Source organism: Zobellella iuensis (genome assembly GCF_016746085.1).
GTDB lineage: Bacteria > Pseudomonadota > Gammaproteobacteria > Enterobacterales > Aeromonadaceae > Oceanimonas > Oceanimonas iuensis.
Genome location: NZ_JAERTZ010000013.1, coordinates 60,841 through 78,194, shown reverse-complemented (window position 1 = coordinate 78,194; position 17,354 = coordinate 60,841). Strand labels below are relative to the sequence as shown.

The 17,354-nt window shown below is 61.5% G+C and carries 19 protein-coding genes and 1 other RNA gene; 4 read left to right on the top strand and 16 right to left on the bottom strand.

What is annotated here, in order from left to right; translation table 11 throughout:
- Nucleotides 1-3: 3 nt before the first annotated feature.
- The 9 genes from mraY to rsmI all read right to left on the bottom strand — a co-directional run bounded on the left by mraY (nt 4) and on the right by rsmI (nt 8,867).
- Nucleotides 4-1,086 (bottom strand): phospho-N-acetylmuramoyl-pentapeptide-transferase, encoded by a 1,083-nt coding sequence (gene mraY / locus JKV55_RS05350; protein WP_202082935.1) that lies wholly within the window; start codon nt 1,084-1,086, stop codon nt 4-6.
- The gene (locus tag JKV55_RS05345) at nt 1,080-2,420 is read right to left on the bottom strand and encodes a UDP-N-acetylmuramoyl-tripeptide--D-alanyl-D-alanine ligase (RefSeq protein ID WP_202082933.1); all 1,341 of its coding nucleotides are present in this window, start codon (nt 2,418-2,420) and stop codon (nt 1,080-1,082) included. The genes mraY and JKV55_RS05345 overlap by 7 nt, the downstream gene beginning before the upstream one ends.
- The gene (gene murE, locus JKV55_RS05340) at nt 2,417-3,889 is read right to left on the bottom strand and encodes a UDP-N-acetylmuramoyl-L-alanyl-D-glutamate--2,6-diaminopimelate ligase (protein WP_369409621.1); all 1,473 of its coding nucleotides are present in this window, start codon (nt 3,887-3,889) and stop codon (nt 2,417-2,419) included. Before murE ends, JKV55_RS05345 begins: the two co-directional genes overlap by 4 nt.
- Nucleotides 3,873-5,618, bottom strand: a complete 1,746-nt coding sequence (locus tag JKV55_RS05335; protein WP_202082929.1) for a penicillin-binding transpeptidase domain-containing protein — start codon at nt 5,616-5,618, stop codon at nt 3,873-3,875. The genes murE and JKV55_RS05335 overlap by 17 nt, the downstream gene beginning before the upstream one ends.
- Complete coding sequence (gene ftsL / locus JKV55_RS05330; RefSeq protein WP_439654899.1) at nt 5,615-5,926, bottom strand: cell division protein FtsL; 312 nt, start codon at nt 5,924-5,926, stop codon at nt 5,615-5,617. Before ftsL ends, JKV55_RS05335 begins: the two co-directional genes overlap by 4 nt.
- The gene (rsmH, locus tag JKV55_RS05325) at nt 5,926-6,870 is read right to left on the bottom strand and encodes a 16S rRNA (cytosine(1402)-N(4))-methyltransferase RsmH (protein WP_202082925.1); all 945 of its coding nucleotides are present in this window, start codon (nt 6,868-6,870) and stop codon (nt 5,926-5,928) included. The genes ftsL and rsmH overlap by 1 nt, the downstream gene beginning before the upstream one ends.
- Nucleotide 6,871: 1 nt before the next feature.
- Nucleotides 6,872-7,330 (bottom strand): division/cell wall cluster transcriptional repressor MraZ, encoded by a 459-nt coding sequence (mraZ, locus tag JKV55_RS05320; protein WP_202082923.1) that lies wholly within the window; start codon nt 7,328-7,330, stop codon nt 6,872-6,874.
- Nucleotides 7,331-7,599: 269 nt separating this feature from the next.
- Nucleotides 7,600-7,985: RNase P RNA component class A (rnpB, locus tag JKV55_RS05315), an RNA gene on the bottom strand.
- Between the two features lie 42 nt (nt 7,986-8,027).
- Nucleotides 8,028-8,867 carry a 16S rRNA (cytidine(1402)-2'-O)-methyltransferase gene (gene rsmI / locus JKV55_RS05310; RefSeq protein ID WP_202082921.1) on the bottom strand — a complete coding sequence of 280 codons (840 nt, stop codon included), beginning with the start codon at nt 8,865-8,867 and terminating at the stop codon, nt 8,028-8,030.
- A gap of 78 nt (nt 8,868-8,945) precedes the next feature.
- Between rsmI and JKV55_RS05305 the strand changes: the two genes are divergently transcribed.
- From JKV55_RS05305 to dolP, 4 genes are read left to right on the top strand one after another with little or no spacing between them, the layout of a single operon-like run.
- Nucleotides 8,946-10,766 carry a penicillin-binding protein activator gene (locus tag JKV55_RS05305; RefSeq protein ID WP_439654898.1) on the top strand — a complete coding sequence of 607 codons (1,821 nt, stop codon included), beginning with the start codon at nt 8,946-8,948 and terminating at the stop codon, nt 10,764-10,766.
- Entirely contained in the window at nt 10,738-11,103 is a 366-nt protein-coding gene (locus tag JKV55_RS05300; RefSeq protein WP_202082917.1) for a YraN family protein, read from the top strand. The genes JKV55_RS05305 and JKV55_RS05300 overlap by 29 nt, the downstream gene beginning before the upstream one ends.
- 8 nt (nt 11,104-11,111) lie before the next feature.
- Nucleotides 11,112-11,702: a D-sedoheptulose-7-phosphate isomerase gene (locus JKV55_RS05295; protein WP_202082915.1), complete on the top strand. Its 591-nt coding sequence runs from the start codon at nt 11,112-11,114 to the stop codon at nt 11,700-11,702.
- Nucleotides 11,702-12,283: a division/outer membrane stress-associated lipid-binding lipoprotein gene (gene dolP / locus JKV55_RS05290; RefSeq protein ID WP_202082913.1), complete on the top strand. Its 582-nt coding sequence runs from the start codon at nt 11,702-11,704 to the stop codon at nt 12,281-12,283. Before JKV55_RS05295 ends, dolP begins: the two co-directional genes overlap by 1 nt.
- Before the next feature lie 49 nt (nt 12,284-12,332).
- Here the strand turns inward: dolP and JKV55_RS05285 are convergent, their stop codons facing one another.
- The 7 genes from JKV55_RS05285 to rplM all read right to left on the bottom strand — a co-directional run bounded on the left by JKV55_RS05285 (nt 12,333) and on the right by rplM (nt 17,162).
- Nucleotides 12,333-12,767, bottom strand: a complete 435-nt coding sequence (locus JKV55_RS05285) for a ClpXP protease specificity-enhancing factor (protein ID WP_237332690.1) — start codon at nt 12,765-12,767, stop codon at nt 12,333-12,335.
- Nucleotides 12,768-12,778: 11 nt separating this feature from the next.
- Complete coding sequence (sspA, locus tag JKV55_RS05280; protein WP_202082911.1) at nt 12,779-13,408, bottom strand: stringent starvation protein SspA; 630 nt, start codon at nt 13,406-13,408, stop codon at nt 12,779-12,781.
- Between the two features lie 88 nt (nt 13,409-13,496).
- Nucleotides 13,497-14,231, bottom strand: coding sequence for a cytochrome c1 (locus tag JKV55_RS05275; protein WP_202082904.1), 735 nt, complete (start codon nt 14,229-14,231; stop codon nt 13,497-13,499).
- The gene (locus JKV55_RS05270; protein WP_202082902.1) at nt 14,228-15,445 is read right to left on the bottom strand and encodes a cytochrome b; all 1,218 of its coding nucleotides are present in this window, start codon (nt 15,443-15,445) and stop codon (nt 14,228-14,230) included. Before JKV55_RS05270 ends, JKV55_RS05275 begins: the two co-directional genes overlap by 4 nt.
- Before the next feature lie 3 nt (nt 15,446-15,448).
- Nucleotides 15,449-16,039 carry a ubiquinol-cytochrome c reductase iron-sulfur subunit gene (petA, locus tag JKV55_RS05265; RefSeq protein WP_202083069.1) on the bottom strand — a complete coding sequence of 197 codons (591 nt, stop codon included), beginning with the start codon at nt 16,037-16,039 and terminating at the stop codon, nt 15,449-15,451.
- Between the two features lie 286 nt (nt 16,040-16,325).
- A complete protein-coding gene (rpsI, locus tag JKV55_RS05260; protein WP_202082900.1) occupies nt 16,326-16,718 on the bottom strand; it encodes a 30S ribosomal protein S9 in 393 nt (130 codons plus the stop codon).
- 15 nt (nt 16,719-16,733) lie between these two features.
- A complete protein-coding gene (gene rplM / locus JKV55_RS05255; RefSeq protein WP_202082898.1) occupies nt 16,734-17,162 on the bottom strand; it encodes a 50S ribosomal protein L13 in 429 nt (142 codons plus the stop codon).
- Nucleotides 17,163-17,354: the final 192 nt, after the last annotated feature.

Below are 17,354 nucleotides of genomic sequence, written 5' to 3'. Positions count from 1 at the left end.
GACTTATCTCACCTTGAGGGTGGCCAGGCCGATCAGCACCAGCATCAGGGTGATGATCCAGAAGCGGACTATCACCCTGGGCTCGGGCCAGCCTTTCAGCTCGTAATGGTGGTGAATGGGCGCCATGCGGAAAATCCGCTGGCCGCGCAGCTTGTAGGAGCCCACCTGCAGGATCACCGACAGGGTCTCGATCACGAAGATGCCGCCCATGACCACCAGCAGGAATTCCTGGCGCACCAGCACGGCGATGGCCCCCAGGGCCGCCCCCAGGGCCAGGGAGCCCACATCGCCCATAAACACCTGGGCCGGAAAGGTGTTGAACCAGAGGAAACCGAGCCCCGCCCCCACCATGGCGGTACAGACCACGGTCAGTTCGCCGGCGTGGGCCACATAGGGGATGTGCAGGTAGGCGGCAAAGTTGACGTTGCCGGTGGCCCAGGCTACCAGGGCGAAACCGGCCGCCACCATGACGGTGGGCATGATGGCCAGGCCGTCCAGGCCGTCGGTCAGGTTGACCGCGTTGCTGGAGCCGACGATCACGAAGTAGCTGAGCACGATGAACAGCAGCCCGAGCTGGGGCATGACATCCTTGAAAAAGGGCACCACCAGCTGGGTCTGGGCCGGATCCTTGGCAATCCAGTAAGCAAAGATGGCCGCCGCCAGGGCCGCCGCCGACTGCCAGAAATATTTCCAGCGGGCGATCAGGCCATCGGTATTCTTGCGCACCACCTTGCGGTAATCATCGACGAAGCCGATGGCGCCGAAGGCACCCAACACGAACAGCACCACCCACACATAGGGGTTGGACAGCCGCGCCCACAGCAGCACCGACACGAAGATGGCGATCAGGATCATCAGGCCGCCCATGGTGGGGGTGCCGGCCTTGCTGAAATGGGACTCGGGGCCGTCGTTGCGCACCACCTGGCCTATCTGCAGCATCTGCAGCCGGCGGATCAGCCGTGGTCCTATCCACAGGGACACGAAAAGTCCGGTCAGGATGGAAATCACCGCCCTGAAGGTCAGATAGGAGAAGACGTTGAAAAAGCTGAAATGGGGGGTCAGCCATTCCGCCAGCCAGACTAGCATGCTGCACCCTCCTGAATGGCCCGGACTATGTCTTCCATCCGGGCACTGCGCGCACCTTTAACCAAAACCACCACCTTATTATGCTGTGCCAGCGTTTGAGCCAGTTCAGGCCACAACTGCTGTTTCTGTTCAAAATGCCGGCCCTGGGCGGCCGTTGCCGTATGCTTGCTGTCCCGGCCCACGGTCAACACCAGGTCGATGCCGAGCCGGCGGGCATGCTCACCCACCTGGGTATGCATCTCCTTGCTGTAGTCGCCCAGCTCCGCCATGTCACCGAACACGAAGATGCGGTAGCCGGGCAGGCTGGCCAGGGTATCCAACCCCGCCAGCACGGAGGCGACGCTGGCATTATAGGTATCATCCAGTACCGTCAAGCCGGGTCGCGTCCACAGCTGCAGCCGGCCCTTGGCGGAGCCGAACTGGCCCAGGCCGGTGGCGATCTCCTCCAGGCTGGCGCCCAGGGCTTCGGTGGCCGCCGCCGCCGCCAGGGCATTGGCCACGTTGTGCTTGCCGGGTACCGGCAGCTGTACCGCCACTTCCCCCTTGGGGGTCAACAGCCGGAAGTGGGCGCAGCCCGCCTTGTCCAGGCCGACCTGGCGGGCCTCGTATTCCCGGTGCTCGCCGAAATACACCAGGGGGTGCTTTTCCTTCCACAGGGCGCAGAAGGGGCTGTCGCCGTTGGCGATGGCCACGCCGCCCGGCTCCAGGCCGTCGTAGATCTCGCCCTTGGCCCGGGCGATACCCTCGAGGGAGCCGAAGCCTTCCAGGTGGGAAGCTTCCACGTTGTTGATCAGGGCCACATGGGGCTTAGTCAGCGAACTGGTCCAGGCGATCTCGCCGATATGGTTGGCGCCCAGCTCCACCACCGCGTATTCGGTGTCCGGGGTCAGCTCGCACAGGGTCAGGGGTACCCCTATCTCGTTGTTGAGGTTGCCCCGGGTGGCCAGCACCCGGCCTTTCTGCCGCAGTATCGCCGCCGCCATCTCCTTGACCGTGGTCTTGCCACAGCTGCCGGTGATGGCCAGCACCCGGGCCCGGCTCTGCTCCCTCACCTGGCCGCCCAGCACGCCCAGCGCCAGCCGGCTATCGGCCACCTTGATCTGGGGCAGGTCCAGCTCCAGCCAGCGTTCCACCAGCAGCGCCGCCGCCCCCTGGGCCGCCGCCTGGGCGGCGAAGTCATGGCCGTCGAAGCGCTCGCCGGCCAGGGCCACGAACAGAGAGCCGGCGGCCATGGGCTGGCGGCTGTCGGTGGTGACCGCCAGTATGGTGCCATCGGCGCCGCGCAGCTCGCCCCCGGACGCCAGGGCCAGTTGGCCAAGGCTGAGCGGGATCACGCGACCACCCCCAGCAGGGCGGCCACGGTTTCCCGATCGCTGTAATGCACTTTGTGAGTACCCACTATCTGATAATCCTCATGGCCTTTGCCCGCAACCAAAATAATATCGTCCGCCTCCGCCTGCTCGATGGCGTGGCGGATAGCCTCCGCCCGCGAGTGGATCACCAGGGCCGCCTCCGGCTCGAGCAAGCCCTGGCGCATCTCCTCGACAATGGCCTCGGCCGATTCGGTACGAGGATTGTCGTCGGTCAGCAGCAGCACATCTGCGCCGGCTTCCGCCGCCGCGGCCATCAACGGCCGCTTGCCCTTGTCCCGGTCGCCACCGCACCCCACCAGACACCAGAGCCGGCCCCGGCAATGCTGGCGCAGCGCTTGCAGTACCTGTTCCAGCGCATCCGGAGTATGGGCATAGTCCACCACCACCAGCGGTTTGCCGGGCGCGGTAAAGGGCTCCATCCGCCCCGCGACCCCGGACAACCGGGGAGCCGTGGCCAGTAGCGATTCAAACGACTCGCCCATGGCCAGCAGGCTCGCCATGCCCGCCAGCAGGTTGGCCACGTTGAAACGCCCCATCAGGGGGGCGGATAATACACCATTCCCCCAGTCGGAGTTAATGGTCACTTTCAACCCGCCACCATAAAAATGCACCGTTTCCGCCACCAGTTGACGGCCGCTAAAATCCGCCAACCGGCCGTGCAGGCTGTAGGCGATGGCGTCCGGATACAAACGCAGCCAGCGCCGTCCCACCACGTCGTCGGCGTTGATCACCCGGGCCTTGTGGCAGAGCTCGAACAGCTGGCGCTTGGTCTCGCCGTATTCCGCCATGGTGCCGTGATAATCCAGATGATCCCGGCTCAGGTTGGTAAACACCGCCACGTCAAAATCCAGCGCAGCCACCCGGTGCTGATGCAGGCCATGGGAGGACACTTCCATCGCCACCCGCTTGGCGCCCGCCGCCAGCTGGCTAGCCAGCTGGGCCTGAACGTCCAGTGCCGAGCCGGTGGTATTGAGCGCCTGTTGCAGTCGGCCGTAGAGGCCGTTGCCCAGGGTGCCCATGACCCCGGCCTGGGTGCCGAGCAGGCAGCTCCAGTTGGCGATGACCTGGCTGACGGTGCTCTTGCCGTTGGTGCCGGTCACTCCCACCAACTGCAGATCGGCGGAGGGGTCGCCATAAAAGACCCCGGCCAGCAGCGACAGCTGGCGGGGTAATCGATAGACACCGAGCAACCGATGATCCCGGTGATCCAGCCCGGCCTGTTCCGGGCTGTCCACTTCGAACATCACCGCCGCCGCCCCCAGCTCCAGGGCCTGGTCGATAAAGCGACGGCCGTCCACACTGAGTCCCTGGACCGCGATAAACAGACACCCCGGGCGGGCGGCGCGGCTGTCGAGACTGATGGCGTCGATGGCGATGGCCGGAGCGGACAGCCCCAGGGGCACCGCCAGATCTCTAAGTGTGAGGGCCACGTTTCGCCTCCTGTCCTGCCAGCTGGAACTGTTCCTGGGTCGCCGCATCGGGGCGGATATTCAATAGCTGCAGGGCGCCGCTCATCACCTCGGCAAACACCGGTGCCGCCACCTGGCCGCCGTAGTATTGATCGCCCTGGGGTTCGTTGATCACCACCACCATCGCCAGGCGGGGATTGCTGACCGGCGCCATGCCGGCGAAAACGCCGACGTAGTCGCTGCCATAGCCGCCGGCGATGGCCTTGCGCGAGGTGCCGGTCTTGCCGGCCACCCGGTAGCCGGGAATGGCCGCCTGGCGGGCGGTACCGCCCGGGCCGATGACGCTTTCCAGCATGTGCAGCACGTCGTCTGCATGCCGGCGCGGTATCACCTGCTCGCCCACCGGCGGCTGGCTGCGCTTGACGATGGTCAGGGGGTAACGCACCCCGCCATTGGCCAGCACCGCATAGGACTGGGCCAGCTGCAGCGGCGTCACCGTAACACCATAACCGAACGACAGGGTCGCCTTTTCGATATCCGACCAGCGCCGGCGCTGGGGTACCATACCGGTACTCTCGCCCACCAGTCCCATGCCGGAATCTATCCCCAGGCCGAAGCGATAGAGGGTGTCGAGCAACTGCTCGGGGGTTTCCTGCAACGCCATCCGTACCATGCCCATGTTGGAGGAACGCTGGAGCACGGTTTCCACGCTGATGGCGCCCAGGTTGCGGGTATCGGACACCCGCTTGCCCCCCAGCCGCACCCAGCCCGGGTTGGTGTCGATGATGGAGTCCGCCCGGATGATACCGTTCTCCAGGGCGCTGACCACGATCAGCGGCTTGAGGGTGGATCCCGGCTCATAGGTATCGGTCACCGCCCGGTTACGGGCGCGGAAGCTCTGGTACTGGCTCCGGTTGTTGGGGTTGAAAGAGGGGGTGTTGACCATGGCCAGCACTTCCCCGGTTTTCACATCCAGCATCACCAGCGAAGCGGAGGTGGCCCGGTGAAATTCCGAGGCCCGCTTGAGCGAACGATAGGCCAGGGCCTGGACGCGCTGATCGATGGTCAGCTGGATATGATTGGCCTCGCGTCCTTCCGACACCACGCCCAGATCTTCGACCACCCGGCCGGTCCTGTCCTTGCGTACCTTGCGTTCACCGGGCTGGGCGGTCAGCCATTCGTTAAAGCCGCGCTCTATGCCTTCGATACCGCTGCCATCGATATTGGTCATGCCCACCAGGTGGGCGTTGATCTCACCGGTGGGGTAGAAACGACGCTCCTCCGGCCGCAGATGGACCCCTGGCAGACGGAGCTTGCGGATGTATTCGGCCACCGCCGGGGTCACCTGGCGCTGCAGATAAACGAAACGGCGCTTGGGATCCTGTACCCGGCCCAGCAGGGTTTCTCTCGGCACCCCCAGCACCTCGGCCAGGGCCTGCCAGGCCAGCTCCTTCTGCAGGCTCTGTTCTTCGTGGATCTGCTTGGGATCGGCCCATACCGCCTGCACCGGCACCGACACGGCCAGCTCTTCGCCGTTGCGATCCATGATCATGCCCCGGGTCGTACTGCTGACCGCGGTGCGCAGGGAGCGCAGATCCCCCTCCATCCGCAGCCGATCCGGCGACACCACCTGGATCCAGGCGGCCCGGGCAAAGAGCGCCACGAAGGCGAACAGGATCACGCCGCAGACGGTCAGGAAGCGCCAGCCGACCAGCATGGGTTCTTTCTTGATTGCCTTGCGCCTTTTCATCGTTGCGTCACCAGTTTTTCCTGGGCCGGAGCCGGCCGGTGCATCTTCAGCTTGTCCCGGGCCAAGGCCTCGACCCGGCTGTGCTCCATCAGGGTATTTTGCTCCAGCAGCAGGTGCCGCCATTCGATATCCAGCCGGTCCTGCTCCGCCATCAACTCGTTATATTCGCTGGTCAACTGACGGGTACCGTGGGTCACCACTATCACCGTCAACGCCGATCCCAGGGTCAACAGCGCCAGCAGCAGCTGCCATTTGTGCCGTAACAGATCCTGGCCGATTTCTCTGGCCAGGTTGATGCGCCCGTCGATCACGCCGACGTCTCCAGACGCTCCGCCACCCGCAGCACCGAGCTGCGCGCCCGCGGATTGGCCGCCACTTCCGCCGCCGAAGGCTTCTGCGCCTTGCCGATGCTCTTCAGCAACCGGCCACCGGCCAACTGGGCTTCGGTGAGCGGCAGCCCGGGCGGTACCTCGGGGCCTTTCTCCTGCTTGCGGATAAAGTGCTTGACCAGGCGATCCTCCAGGGAGTGAAAACTGATCACCGACAAGCGGCCACCGGGTGCCAGCACCTGCAAGGCACCGTCCAGCGCCTGTTCGATTTCTTCCAGCTCGCTGTTGATGTAGATGCGGATGGCCTGGAAGCTGCGGGTGGCCGCGTGCTTGTTTTTCTCCCGGCTGGGACTGACCCGGGCGATCATCTCCGCCAGTTGGCGGGTGCGGGTAAAGGGGGTCTGCTGCCGGTCGTGAACGATGGCTCGGGCGATCTTGCGGGCAAATTTTTCTTCACCGAAGGTCTTCAGCACCCAGACGATGTCCGCTTCATCCGCGTGGGCCAGCCAATCGGCGGCACTCTGACCGCTGGTCGGATCCATGCGCATGTCGAGCGGGCCGTCTTTCTGGAAACTGAAACCACGCTCGGCCTGGTCGAGCTGGGGGGAGGACACCCCCAGATCGAGCAGGACGCCATCGATGCGTCCCGTCAGTCCTTCCGCTTCCACCATCTGGGCCAGGCGGGAAAAAGGCCCATGCAGTATCATAAAGCGGGGATCCGTTATGCTCCGGGCTTCGGCAATGGCCTGGGGATCCCGGTCGATGGCCAGCAGGCGGCCATTGGGCCCAAGCTGTGCCAGTATGTGGCGGGAATGCCCCCCCCGGCCGAAAGTACCATCGACATAGATGCCGTCCGGATTGATATTCAAGCCGGCCACGGCCTCGTCCAGCAAGACGGTGATGTGTGCCTGTTGTTGACTCATGTTATAACGCAAAGTCCCGCAGTCGTTCCGATGATTCCCAGCCTTCCCCCGGAAGGGCCTGCAGATCATCGCTAATTTGTTGTTGCCAGCGGGCTTCGCTCCATATCTCGAACTTGTTGAGCTGACCCACCAGCATGATTTTTTTATCGAGTCCTGCGTGTTGCCTGAGCGGGCCCGGCACCAGGAAACGTCCCTGGCCATCCAGCTCGCATTCGGCCGCGTGCCCCAGCAACAGCCGCTGCAGGCGCCGCTCCTGCAGGTTGGTGCTCGACAGGGCCCGCAATTTTTTTTCTATCTGTTCCCACTCGGCCAGGGGATACAGCAGCAGGCAGGGGTTGCTGATATCTATGGTACAGATCAGGATCCCATCACACTCATCGCGCAGCGAGTCCCGGAATCGTGTCGGTATTGCCAACCGGCCTTTGGTATCCAGGCTGATGGCGTGAGCACCACGCAGCATGCTGAGTCCTTATTCTCTACTTTGTTCCACAAAAATCCACTTTTCCCCACCCGGCTCAAGTGTAAGGAGCGGACTCACGCTTTTCAAGCGAGGAAACGGAAGATAACGACAAAGGAGCGCCAGGATGGGCAACTGAGGAACTAGCCAACTGCTTTATAAAAAAATTTGCGAAAAAAGTGGTGCAAATAAACTTTGCTGCTGGCCATCGACGAAGGGCTCAGCTGATACCGATAACAAAAAACGCAGCCGAAGCTGCGTTTTTCAAAAAATAGTGGAGTCGGCCTGTAAGCCGGGTTCTGTACCGAGCAAGCTCGGCTGGTAATCATTCCTCTAGGCCAGCAATCGCTCGCTGGCTCAAGCAACCTACCCGCCTCCAGCGCGGGCCGCGCCTGTAGGAGGCCTATTTGGTCTTGCTCCGGGTGGAGTTTACCGTGCCACGAACTGTTGCCAGTCGCGCGGTGCGCTCTTACCGCACCCTTTCACCCTTACCTGATCCCTTGCGGGCCATCGGCGGTCTGCTCTCTGTTGCACTGGTCGTAGGCTCACGCCCCCCAGGCGTTACCTGGCACCCTGCCCTGTGGAGCCCGGACTTTCCTCCCCTCCGCCCGTTTGCCCGAAAGCACAACGACGAAGCAGCGATTACCCGGCCAACTCCGCGGCGCAGTGTACACCAATGCCAGGGAGGACACCAGCCGCCTTATGCCGTATGTTCCAGCCCGTACTTGTAGAGCGCGTTCTTCTTGACCCCATGGATCTCGGCGGTCAGCGCCGCCGCCTTCTTCAGCGGCAGCTCGGCCCGCAGCAAGCCCAAGGTACGCAGCGCCTCGGCCGGCAGCTCATCCGCATCGGGGCGATGGCCGGCCACCATCAGCACGATCTCGCCCCGGCTGCGGTTGTCGTCTCCCATCAGCCATTCGAGCATCTCGGCGGCCGGCAAGCTGTGGATACTCTCGAAGGTCTTGGTCAACTCCCGGGCCACCACCAGCCGCCGCTCTTCCCCCATCACCTCGACCAAGGCACGGACACTGTCGAGCAGGCGACGGGGGGACTCGTAAAACACCAGGGTGCGGGCCTCGTCCTTCAGGCTTTCCAGCTTGTCGAGGCGGGCCTTGTCCTTGGCCGGCAGAAATCCTTCGAACGCAAAGCGGTCGGTCGGCAGGCCCGCCGCCGACAGCGCCGTGATCGCGGCACAGGGGCCGGGCAAGGCAATCACCTGGATACCGGCATCACGACAGCTGTTGACCAGGTGATAACCGGGGTCGCTGATCAAGGGGGTGCCCGCATCCGAGACCAGGGCGATAGCCTGGCCCGCCAGCAACCGGGTGACCAGCTGCTCCGACTTGTATTGTTCATTATGATCATGCAGCGCCCAGGTAGGCGTACTAATCTGGTAATGGGACAGCAGCTTGGCGGTGTGACGGGTGTCTTCACAGGCAATAAAATCAACCTGTTGTAATGTTTCCAGAGCGCGCTGGCTGATATCATTCAGGTTGCCGATAGGGGTGGGCACAATATAAAGTGCGGCCGCGTGGCTCATAGGGACTCCTGTGCAAGCAATTGTTTCACCGTCATGGCCCTATTACACTTAGGGCCAGAATGACACAGTTTGGGATAGATGGGATTGGCGACACAATATCAACGCGACAGTGTAACACGGCTGCTGTGCACCCTGGTGCTTTCATCCATTCTGATGGCTTGTGGTACCGGCCTCCGGGCTCCCCAGGAAGCCCCACCGCCGGCGCCGGACATCTTCAGCCTCATCGACCGGCCGGCCGACCAGTACCAGGCCCTGGCCGAGCGAGCCCCCGAGCCCGACGCCTTCAATTGGCGGGTGCTGGCCATTCGTTCAGCCCTTCAGCAGGGGGATGCCGCCACCGCCGGCCAGCAGCTGGAAGTATTGCGCCGCCAGGCCTCGCCCCAGCAGCAATCCATCCTGGGAGTGCTGGAGGCGGCCCTGGCGCTGACCCAGAACAACCCGGCAGGGGCGTTGCAACAGTTGGCCACCGTCGACAGAACCCGGCTTTCCCGCGGCGGCGAGATTTATTACCTGCAGCTCCAGGCCAACGCCCTGGAGCTGCAACAGCAGCCGCTGGAAGCGGCCAAGGTGTTGATCGAACGCCAGGAGCTGCTCAGCGGCGATGAGCGGGAGACCAACAGGGGGCATATCCACCATCTTCTGCAGTCCCTCTCCCCTCAGAGCCTGCGGCAGGCCCAGGGCCCCGGTAACACTGATTTGGCCAACGGCTGGTTCCGGCTGATGGCCATCCTCAACAGCGACAACCTCCAGCCCGGGCAACGCCAATGGCAGCTGCAATCCTGGCGCACCGCCTATCCGGACCATCCCGGCCAGGCCTATGTGGTCGGCACGCCGGCGGAGCCCGTCGTCACCTCGGCCTACCAGCCCGCCCATATCGCCGTGCTGCTCCCCCTGTCCGGACGCTTGGCGGAGCAGGCCGACGCCATCCGTAATGGTATCCTGAGTGCCCACCAGGGCCAGACATCCCGGCTCAGCTTCTTCGACACCAACGGCCGTGCCATGAATAGCCTCTACCAGCAAGTGCAGCAAGCCGGGGCCGATTTCATCCTGGGCCCCCTGCTCAAGGAGGAGGTAGATGCCCTGACCGAGCTGGATCCGGCCATGCCGGTATTGGCACTCAATGTGCCCGCCTATCAGCCGGGCCTGCCCCACCTGTACTACTTCGCCCTGTCACCGGAGGCGGAAGCCGCCGAAGCCGCCCGCCACATGTGGGATCAGGGCCACCGCCAGCCGCTGGTATTTGCCCCCAACAACGAACTCGGGCGCCGGGTGGCGACCGAGTTCGGCCAGCGCTGGCAGCAACAGAGCGGTCGGCCGGCTATTCTGGCCTACTTTGCCGGGCAGTCCTCTATTGAGTCTGACGTTCGCCGCGCCCTGGCCAGCGCCGGCAGCCCCCCCCCGGCCGCCGCCGGTGTTATCCAGCCGCTCGGCGACGGCGGCTGGACCGGCGCACCGGGGCCCATTGATTCCGTCTTTATGGTCACCAACGCCACCGAAACCCGGGTCATACTGCCTTATTTCGACTTTGTGCGGGACAGCCGGGCCGCCCGTCTGCCCACCTATGTGACCTCACGCAGCTATATACCGGATGACGACGCGCCGATGAGCGAGCTCAACGGACTGCAACTGGCCGACATGCCCTGGATTTTCGACGGCGCCCCACAACTCAGGCAAGAAGTGGACGCGCTGTGGCCGAATGCCGGTATCACCTGGCAGCGGCTGTTCGCCTTCGGCTATGATGCGCTGACCCTGATCCCGCAGTTGTCCCAGCTGAGGGAAGGAGCCCCACCGGTCCCGGCCCTCACGGGTGAACTGACCGCATCGCCCCAGGGAGTGCTGCAGCGACGGCTGCAATGGATGGAGTACCGTAATGGCGAATGGCTTCCCGGCGGGCAGTAAACGCGAGCAGGGCCAGCAGCACGAACGCCGGGCAGAACAGTTCCTGCTCGGCCGGGGCTTGAGCCTGGTAGAACGCAACTACCAGTGCAAGCTCGGGGAAATCGATCTGATCATGCGCAGCGATGACACCCTGGTATTTGTCGAAGTTCGTTACCGCAAAACTACCCACTTCGGCGGCGCCGCCGCCTCGGTGAGCCCGGCCAAACAGCAACGCCTGCGTCGCGCCGCGCTCAGCTACTTGCAATCAAAAGGATTGAACGAATCCCGTCAGTCCTGTCGTTTTGACCTGGTCGCCTGTGAAGGGACCGACATCAACTGGATCGCCAACGCTTTTTAAGGACCCCCATGCAGGAAGAAATCAAGGCCAGCTTTACCGAAAGCATTCAAACCAAAATCGCCGCCGCCGAAGCCCTGCCGGACGATATCCTGGCGGCGGCGCAAATGATGGTGATGTGCCTGCTTAACGGCAACAAGCTGCTGGTATGCGGCAACGGCGGCTCCAATGCCCTGGCGCAACTGTTCGTCAGCGAGTTGATCAACCGCTACGAAACCGAACGGCCCGCCCTGCCCGCCCTCTGCCTCACCCTGGATACCAGCAGCATCAGCGCCATCTCGGTGGATCAGCACTTCGATGAAGCCTATGCCCGACAGATCCGCGCCCTGGGTCAGGCCGGAGACGTACTGGTGGTGATCTCCACCAGCGGCCACAGCCGCAACCTGATCAAGGCGGCCGAAGCGGCCCTGAGCCGGGACATGACCATAGTGGCGCTGAGTGGCGGCGACGGAGGTGAGCTGTCCGGTCTGCTCGGCCCCAACGACGTGGAAATCCGGGTTCCGGCTTTGCGGGCACCGCGAATTCATGAAGTCAATCTGCTGACCCTGCACTGCCTCTGTGATTTGATAGACAGAACCCTCTTTCCCCAACAGGAAGATTAATGATGAAACAACGACACTTGCTTCTTCTGGCCGCCTTCACCCTGCTGCAGGGCTGTGCCGGTGTCATGATGGCCGGCGCCGGTACCGGCGTCGGGAGCGTGACCGATCGCCGTACCGTGTCGACCCAGGTCAGTGACCAGGCCATCGACATGCGCGCCCTGCACCGGCTGGGTGAGACCAAGCCATTGTGGGACGACAGCCGCCTGGCGGTCATCACCACCAACGCCAAGACCCTGCTGATTGGCCAGACGCCCACCGAAGCCTATCGCCAACAGGCGGAAGAAATCGTCAGAAGCGTACCCGGGGTGGCCGAGGTGTTCAACGAGATCCGCCTGGGGCAGCCCCTATCGCTTTCGGCGCGCAGCCAGGACACCTGGCTGACCTCCAAGGTGAAAAGCACCCTGCTGGCCGAGAAGAATATCGACGGAACCAAGATCAAGGTGGTCACCGAAAACGCCGAGGTCTTCCTGATCGGCCTGGTCACCCAGAAAGAAGCGGATATCGCCGTGCAACTGACCCGCACTATCAGCGGGGTGGCCAAGGTCGTCACCGCCTTCGAATTTGTACAGGCGGCGCCTTAGCCTCCATAACGACCGGGCATAAAAAAACGCAGCTCGAGGCTGCGTTTTTTTATTTGATGATCCGCAAGTTGGGCTTGCCCTTCTTGCCGGTCGAAGGCTGGGACTCCTCCCTCTCCGGCGGGGGCCCGGCAACCTCGCCTTCCTCACTGGCGGCGGCCAGCCAGGCCTCGTAGGCGGGCTCCGGCGGGAAGAAAGTGCCGGCCCCGTTTTCCCGGGCCTGAACGGCGACAATGGCCGCCATCGGGATATAGACCTGAAACGGCGCACCGCCGAAACGGGCGCTGAAGCTGACCGCCTCGTTATCCATCTGCAGGCCGACCACCGCCCGCGGGGCAATGTTCAGCACTATCTGGCCGTCCTTGACATACTGCCGGGGCACCATGGTGTGGGGCACTTGTGCATTCACCAGCAGGTGCGGCGTCAGCTCGTTGTCCAGCAGCCAGTCGTAGAAAGCGCGCAGCAAATAGGGCCGGCTGGGCGTCATCTCATCCATACTTATACCTTGCCGCCGATATCACGCTCGGCTTCGGTCAGGGAGGCCTGGAAGGATTCCCGCTCGAACAGCCGGATCATGTAGGCTTTCACTTCCTTGGCACCGCGACCGGACAACTCTATCCCCAGGGAAGGCAACCGCCACAGCAGGGGAGCCATGTAGCAATCCACCAGGCTGAACTCTTCACTCATGAAGTAGGGGTATTCGGCAAAGACCGGGGCCACGGACAACAGTGCCTCCCGCAATTCCTTGCGCGCATCCTCGGCCTTGTCGCCGCGCTGAATACGCTTGACCAGGGAGTACCAGTCCTGCTCGATACGGTGCATCATCAGCCGGCTGGTCCCTCGGGCCACCGGATACACCGGCATCAGGGGCGGATGGGGAAAACGCTCATCCAGGTACTCCATGATGATACGAGATTCATAAAGTACCAGTTCCCGGTCGACCAGGGTCGGCACAGTACCATAGGGGTTCAGCTCCAGCATGTCCTCGGGCAGGCTGTCAGGCTCTACCGGACTGATCTCCACGCTGACCCCTTTTTCCGCCAGGACGATACGCGCCTGGTGGCTGTAAATATCGTCAGCACCCGAAAACAGCGTCATGATGGAACGCTTATTGGCCGCAACTGCCATTGAATCCTCCGCAAATCATAAATGGGAACGGCAATGGAAGCATATTTGCCCCATTGCCGCTCCCCTGTTTAGCTTAGACGATGTCTAATCAGTGTACGTCACGCCAGTATTCTTTCTTCAGCAGATATGCAAAGACGAAGAAGATGGCCAGGAAACCCAGTACCCAGTACCCCAGGCGCTGACGCTCCAGCTTGATCGGCTCACCGGAATAGACCAGGAAGTTGACGATGTCGAGCACCGCATGGTCGTATTCGTCCGCGGCCATCTCGCCGTTGCCGTCGGCCTTGATGCCTACCGGGGTATCCACCTCATGGCCATCGACCATGCGGGTCACGGTTTCCAGCCGGGCACTGCCCTGCAGGGGTTCCAGTACATGGGGCATGCCCACGGAGGGGAACACCAGGTTGTTCACGCCGAAGGGACGGCTGTCATCCTTATAGAAAGAACGCAGGTAAGTGTAGAGCCAGTCGGCACCACGCACCCGGGCCACCAGGGTCAGATCGGGGGGCGGCGCACCGAACCAGTTGGCCGCGTCCTTCTCGGGGATGGCGCTGCGCATCAGTTCACCGATGGGGGCACCGGTGAAGTTCAGATTGGCCTGCATGATATCTTCCGGGATCCCCAGATCTTCCGCCACCCGGTTGTAACGCTGGTACTGGGTGTTGTGGCAGCCGGCACAGTAGTTCATGAACAGCTTGGCGCCATTTTGCAGCGAAGCCTGGTCACGCAGGTCGTAGTTGGCCTTGTCCAGCGCTACGCTGGGGCCGGCTGCCATCACCAGCGACGGCAGCAAGGTCAATGCGGCTATGATTAACTTCTTCATTTGAACGTAACCCTCTCTGGCAGCGGCTTGGTTTTTTCGTTTTTGCTGTAGAAGAACAACAGGACGAAGAAGGCGAAATAGCCGAACGAACACACCTGGGCAAGCAGGGTCAGTGCCGGAGTCGACGGCAGCGCGCCCAGGATCCCCAGAATGATGAAGCAGATAACGAACTGCACTATGTTGAGCAGGTGCAGCTTGCTGCGGTAACGGAAGGAGCGTACCTTGCAGCGATCCAGCCAGGGCAGCACGAACAGCACGGCGATGGACAGCCCCATCAGGATAACGCCCATCAGCTTATCGGGTACGGCCCGCAGGATGGCGTAGAAGGGGGTGAAATACCAGACCGGCGCTATGTGCTCGGGCGTCTTCAGGCCGTTGGCCGCCTCGAAGTTCGGCGCTTCCAGGAAGTAGCCGCCACCTTCCGGCATAAAGAAGATCACGAAGGCAAACAGGAACAGGAAGCCGGCCACACCCACCACATCCTTGACGGTGTAGTAAGGGTGGAAGGGAATGGCGTCTTTCGGCCAGCCGTTCTCGTCCTTGTTCTTCTTGATGTCGATGCCGTCGGGATTGTTGGAACCCACTTCGTGCAGCGCCACTATGTGCAGGAACACCAGCAGCACCAGCACCAGCGGCAACGCGATGACATGCAGCGCGAAGAAGCGGTTCAGGGTGGCACCGGAGATCACGTAGTCACCGCGGATCCACAGGGTCAGATCGTCACCGATGACCGGGATGGCGCCGAACAGGGAGATGATGACCTGGGCACCCCAGAAGGACATCTGGCCCCAGGGCAGCAGGTAGCCCATAAAGGCTTCCGCCATCAGTACCAGGAAAATCAGCATGCCGAAAATCCACAGCAGTTCACGGGGCTTCTGGTAAGAGCCGTAAATCAGGCCGCGGAACATGTGCAGATAGACTACTACGAAAAAGGCGGAGGCGCCGGTGGAGTGCATGTAACGCAGCAACCAGCCGTACTCCACATCCCGCATGATGTATTCGATGGACGCGAAAGCGCCGTCACCAGACGGATTATAATGCATGGTCAGGAAGATGCCGGTCAGGATCTGGTTGACCAGCACCAGCATGGCAAGAGAACCGAAGAAGTACCAGAAGTTGAAATTTTTCGGCGCAGGATACTGACCTACATGCTTGTTGTAGGTCGCCGTCATCGGAATGCGCTCGTCAATCCAGCTTACGAGTTTACCCAGCATGATTTAGGCTCCTTCCTTGTCTTCACCGACCAGAATGGTGGTGTCATTGACATAGTAATAAGGGGGAATGACCAGGTTCAGCGGGGCAGGCACACCCTGGAACACGCGTCCGGCCATGTCGAACTTGGAGCCGTGGCAGGGGCAGAAGAAACCGGCGCTCACGCCCTGTACCTGCTCACCGAAGGTATTGGGCAGGTAAGTGGGCGAACAACCCAGGTGAGTACAGAGTCCCACCGCCACAAACACTTCCGGTTTGATCGAGCGATAAGCATTCTGGGCGTACTCGGGTTGTTGCGGCTCCTTGGAGTCGGGGTCACGCAGCTGGTTGTCATGCTGGGGTAAGGCATCCAGGATTTCCTGGGTACGGCGGACCATCCACACCGGATTGCCACGCCACTCGACCCGGATCAACTGCCCGGGCTCCATCTTGCTGATATCGACTTCTACCGGGGCCCCTGCCGCTTTTGCCTTGGCACTGGGGTTCCAGGATTTAATGAAGGGAACAGCGACAAAAGCAGCTCCGACCCCACCCACGGCTGTGGTTGACCAGGTCAGAAATCTGCGGCGACCGGTATCAACTGGCGCATTGCTCATCCAAAAACTCTCCCATTTGGTCTCCGCGCGTTTATTGTTCATTCCATGCATTGAGACTGCTTGTGACAACTGCGGCGGATATCATGGTTTCAATTGCCACAAAAAAACCCCGAAATTCTAAAGAAAAGCGCGGTCTTTTACAAGGACGGGTAAAGGGCCGAAAAGTCGTTATTTAGCAAGATAATTTGTTATAAAACAACAAATTATTAGTGAATTCGACCCATGGATTCCGATACAGAAAAGCCCGGGTAAACCCGGGCTTTGATATATAAAACTGCAATCCCAATTAACGCTTGGAGAACTGGGGGCGCTTACGCGCTTTGTGCAGACCGACTTTCTTACGTTCAACGCGACGAGCGTCACGCGTCACGAAGCCAGCCTTGCGCAGCGAGCCACGCAGGGTTTCGTCGTATTGCATCAGGGCACGGGTAATGCCATGACGGATAGCGCCGGCCTGACCGGAGATGCCACCACCGGCAACGGTGATGTACAGATCCAGCTTTCCGGTCAGTTCAACCAGCTCCAGCGGCTGACGTACCACCATGCGGGCGGTTTCGCGGCCAAAGTACTGATCCAGTGAACGCTTGTTGATAACGATGTTACCGCTACCCGGCTTTACGAATACGCGCGCAGTAGCGCTTTTGCGACGACCGGTACCGTAGTATTGAGTTTCTGCCATTTGCCTAATCCCGTCTTAGATGTCCAGTACTTGAGGTTGTTGCGCAGCGTGGTTGTGCTGGCTGCCGGCAAAGACTTTCATCTTGCGGAACATAGCACGACCCAGCGGGCCACGGGGCAGCATGCCGCGAACGGCAGACTCAATTACCATCTCGGGCTTGCGGTCGATCAGCTTCTCGAAGCTGATGGACTTGATGCCACCCGGGAAACCGGAGTGAGAGTAGTAAATCTTGTCTTCGGCTTTATTACCGGTTACCTGAATTTTCTCGGCATTGATAACGATGATGTAATCACCACAGTCAACGTGCGGAGTAAATTCCGGCTTATGCTTACCGCGCAGACGACGAGCGATCTCGGTGGCCAGACGACCCAGAGTTTTGCCTTCTGCATCAACAACATACCAGTCACGCTTAACGGTTTCTGGCTTAGCAACAAAAGTTTTCATGGATAAACCCAAATTACTGAAAATGAATCCTACACTTGCGCACCATGCGCAAAACACGACCAGACCTGCACCCCTTCGAGCACCAGTCTGCTTACTGTGATGCTGTCTTATCGACAGCTGTGTAACGTGGGCCGGGCGATTATAGGTAAAGTTGCCTTAAAAATCACCTGCTAATTTCAATGCCCACTGAAA

Bases quoted from the DNA above. Each gene is read 5' to 3' on its own strand.
- mraY (WP_202082935.1), bottom strand. From the start codon at position 1,086: ATGCTAGTCTGGCTGGCGGAATGGCTGACCCCCCATTTCAGCTTTTTC.
- JKV55_RS05335 (WP_202082929.1), bottom strand. From the start codon at position 5,618: ATGAAAAGGCGCAAGGCAATCAAGAAAGAACCCATGCTGGTCGGCTGG.
- rsmH (WP_202082925.1), bottom strand. From the start codon at position 6,870: ATGAGTCAACAACAGGCACACATCACCGTCTTGCTGGACGAGGCCGTG.
- mraZ (WP_202082923.1), bottom strand. From the start codon at position 7,330: ATGCTGCGTGGTGCTCACGCCATCAGCCTGGATACCAAAGGCCGGTTG.
- rsmI (WP_202082921.1), bottom strand. From the start codon at position 8,867: ATGAGCCACGCGGCCGCACTTTATATTGTGCCCACCCCTATCGGCAAC.
- JKV55_RS05305 (WP_439654898.1), top strand. From the start codon at position 8,946: ATGGGATTGGCGACACAATATCAACGCGACAGTGTAACACGGCTGCTG.
- JKV55_RS05300 (WP_202082917.1), top strand. From the start codon at position 10,738: ATGGCGAATGGCTTCCCGGCGGGCAGTAAACGCGAGCAGGGCCAGCAG.
- JKV55_RS05295 (WP_202082915.1), top strand. From the start codon at position 11,112: ATGCAGGAAGAAATCAAGGCCAGCTTTACCGAAAGCATTCAAACCAAA.
- dolP (WP_202082913.1), top strand. From the start codon at position 11,702: ATGATGAAACAACGACACTTGCTTCTTCTGGCCGCCTTCACCCTGCTG.
- JKV55_RS05285 (WP_237332690.1), bottom strand. From the start codon at position 12,767: ATGACGCCCAGCCGGCCCTATTTGCTGCGCGCTTTCTACGACTGGCTG.
- sspA (WP_202082911.1), bottom strand. From the start codon at position 13,408: ATGGCAGTTGCGGCCAATAAGCGTTCCATCATGACGCTGTTTTCGGGT.
- JKV55_RS05275 (WP_202082904.1), bottom strand. From the start codon at position 14,231: ATGAAGAAGTTAATCATAGCCGCATTGACCTTGCTGCCGTCGCTGGTG.
- JKV55_RS05270 (WP_202082902.1), bottom strand. From the start codon at position 15,445: ATGCTGGGTAAACTCGTAAGCTGGATTGACGAGCGCATTCCGATGACG.
- petA (WP_202083069.1), bottom strand. From the start codon at position 16,039: ATGAGCAATGCGCCAGTTGATACCGGTCGCCGCAGATTTCTGACCTGG.
- rpsI (WP_202082900.1), bottom strand. From the start codon at position 16,718: ATGGCAGAAACTCAATACTACGGTACCGGTCGTCGCAAAAGCGCTACT.
- rplM (WP_202082898.1), bottom strand. From the start codon at position 17,162: ATGAAAACTTTTGTTGCTAAGCCAGAAACCGTTAAGCGTGACTGGTAT.